The following is a 3,223-nucleotide window of genomic DNA, read 5'->3' as shown; positions in this document are numbered from 1 at the left end:
CCCTTTATGGGGTACCGCTCATCGCAATCAAGCTAAGAAAATAAAACTACCATAAAAACGAAATTTTGTGACAACTTGCAACAAAAAACTCATAATTTTGGGGGGAATTCTAAATTCTTAAGTTGATGGGCATGCGCCACTCCCCTTCTTTGATACATTTCGTTCGATAGATAGATTAATAAGCATTTCAAATGCCATCCCACGGTTTCCTAGTCCCATTGTTATTCCTCGCTTTCTACTTGTAACTTTCTATTTTAATTGAATATGCAACATTTCATATTTTTTTATTGTAATATTTTTTTATTAACTATAACTTACTAGCGCATCATTAAAATCCATTGATAAATCAACATTTGTAATTTAATCCCTTATATTAATCCCTGAAAGGATACTTTTAAACACTTTATACGAATAATTATATTGGAATTTCTTGTTCTACACATCTATACGTGTTTTGTGTATTATATAGCAGAAGAGTAAGGTAAGAGTTACTCTTTGTCATTTTAGGAAAGGTTCTGTTGGAGACAACAGGACCTTTTTTGTTCGAATTTCAATAAAACAAGTCTCAAATTCCGTCTCATTGGAAATAACTATATAATGAAACTGATTAAATATTAGGAGTGCTATTAATGTCTGATATAGTCCGTCTCTTAATTATCATGATAATTGCGATCTTTTTATTTTCTTCCATACTAATGGAGTTTAAAAAACCTCAAAAAAGCATGTTTTGGTTCTCAATTGAAGTCTTGTCTCTCCTCGGTGTTTTACTGCTAATAAAGGAATTTTTCGTCAATCAAATAACATAATCCCCTGAATAAAACTCAATATTCCGTTAATACTGTATATGACATTAGATTTTCTCCTTGTTCCCCCTTGGAGATGAGCAGTTAGCTAATTGAGCTAGCTGCTTTTTTACAAATACTAATTAATTAACACAAGCACATTTCAGAAGATTTCCGTATGATACGGTGTATTCCTTTCTTTTTAAAAACGAAACTCGTCACAAGGGCACTTTTATGAAGTGCTCTTATTGTGTTTCAAATACATACAAAATGAAATTTTTATTAAGTTCACTTCCGAATAACTTTTCCAATCTTGTTTACACTATAACCGTAACTTAAAGTTTCACATCATTACTTGTAGGTCCTAATTTCTTTTGTACAACAAGTAGTTAGTTAATTGAGCTAGCTACTTTGTTTTTTAACCATTTTTGTATGAATACAATTTATATACATAATTTCTGAAGTAAGATCCATATTATATATTAGGTCCTATGTCTTAACATCTAGAACCCTTATTTCAGCCTTAGACCTAATAAAGCGCTCCTCTCTCTTACTTGGGGCTAAGCAGTTAGCTTTTGCTAGCTGCTTTGTTGTGCCAAATGTAGTTTTTATTAGGTATTTGCACCTCAATGAATAACTCACATATATTATCATGTGTGCCACACTACTCTCTGAGGGCCCAACTTACTGAGAGCACTACTTGAAGGTGCTCTTTTTAGTTTTGTCTGAATAAATCCCCAATTTCTGTCCATACTTTGAATACGCCAATCTGTAACAATTGATTTTCCTCCAAAATGGGACAGTTAGCTTTTGCTGACTGTTCTTTTGTTTGAAATTTAAATAGCGTTTTTGTTCCAAATGATACCCTCATTCATTTGGACACATTTACCAGTATTTTTACCAAAAAATTCATGATACCTTTAATTAGTCGAGTACGTCATTACTTGACGATTACCCTTAGGAGCCCCGCAGACAATCGGGGTTTCTTTTATTTAAATAAGGATTTTGTTAAAATCTTACATACATTTAACTTTCGGTATATAATAGAAATATCTATATATTAGGAGTGTTGAAAATGTCAGAAACCATAATAATCTGCCTATATATTATTTTCGGTATAAGTGCAGTATTGGGCTTAATTAAAGAATTAAAAAAGCCAAAGAAAAACCAATTTTTGATTTTATTTGAATCTCTAATTTTGATAGGAGCTATATTTCTAATATCTAGTATCTTCATCTAAATTACATAATGAAAGCTACTCAAGGGCTAGGGCAGTCAGGCTTCTCTAACTGCCCTTTCTATTCAAATAACTACTTTGTTTAAATTCACCTTAATTTACATAAAGTTTTCTTAACATTCAAATTAATAACTGTATAATATAATTAAACTATTTGTAAGCGAGGTGTTTTTTATGAACTGGAAACAAAAATACAATCCAAAGTATCTCTTTTACCGCATGTATAGTTATATTTATAGGGTTATTGACGGTATATCATGGACAGGTTATTAACGGTATATCCTGGCCCATAAGATAATTTAGATTTGATAAGTAGTAAAATTAGTTAGACTTCCTTACTTATTAAAAGTGTTTAGGTTTTATGAGATATCACTCATAAAATCACTCCTTTCAAGAGTACACATTTGCTGTGTGCTCTTTTCACATTGCTATAAAATAAGGATTTTGTTACCTTTTCGTAACTACTATAGGTATATATACATGTTACAATTTAAAAGATTTTGCAGATTACCCCTTGCAAATTCATCTCTTTTCGGCCCTTATTGCCCCTTCAATAAAGGCCGTTTTTAATAAAGAATAGGGATTTTATTTAAAGTTTACAATCCCACATTCACAAAAATGATTTCAAAATTCCCATTTTGTTTATATGATTTCTTTAAAAATTTTAAATTCTATAATTAGTAATGGAGGCATTAAAATGAGCAATACCCCAGAATTATCACAACAATTAGTCCCCAAAAAACAATTTAATCCTTACAATCAACAACAAACGAATAAAAAACTAAGATGGCGTTTTTTGTTAACTTTAGCTTTTATATTGTCTCTAACTTTGTCTGCTCAACATTCCATTTACCAACAACAAAAATTGATAAAAGCAAAACAAGTCCTAATAGATCAAGAAAAACAAAGATTATCTACTCTAGAAAAGGTTGAAGAATCTCTCGAAAAAGATATTAAGACTTTAACAGCAAGTGAAGAAGGCATTTTAAAATTCGCAAGAAAATTGTATAGGTTTTCCAAACCTGGTGAAATTATATTTCAAATACCTAATTAACTTATTAATATCTAAGCGATTATCATCAAAAATCTATCAAATAAGGATTTTGTATAAAAACTGCACAGCCATAAAAAACATACATACAATATGATGTGCACCTTTTTTCTATATGACTCTTGGTCAATGAGCGCCTTAAAAAGCGCTCTT

Annotated in this window: 2 protein-coding genes; one reads left to right on the top strand and one right to left on the bottom strand. The window is 30.6% G+C overall.

The features are described 5' to 3' along the window. Positions 1-117 precede the first annotated feature (117 nt). A complete protein-coding gene (locus FT637_RS29420) occupies positions 118-219 on the bottom strand; it encodes a recombinase RecU (RefSeq protein WP_227494016.1) in 102 nt (33 codons plus the stop codon). 2,497 nt (positions 220-2,716) lie between these two features. Between FT637_RS29420 and FT637_RS29415 the strand changes: the two genes are divergently transcribed. Beyond that, entirely contained in the window at positions 2,717-3,073 is a 357-nt protein-coding gene (locus FT637_RS29415; protein ID WP_193649239.1) for an FtsB family cell division protein, read from the top strand. Positions 3,074-3,223 lie beyond the last annotated feature (150 nt).

The organism is Bacillus cereus, assembly GCF_015071065.1.
Lineage (GTDB): Bacteria > Bacillota > Bacilli > Bacillales > Bacillaceae_G > Bacillus_A > Bacillus_A cereus_BA.
Note: the sequence above shows the minus strand (reverse complement) of the source record. Positions and strands in the feature narration are given on the sequence as shown.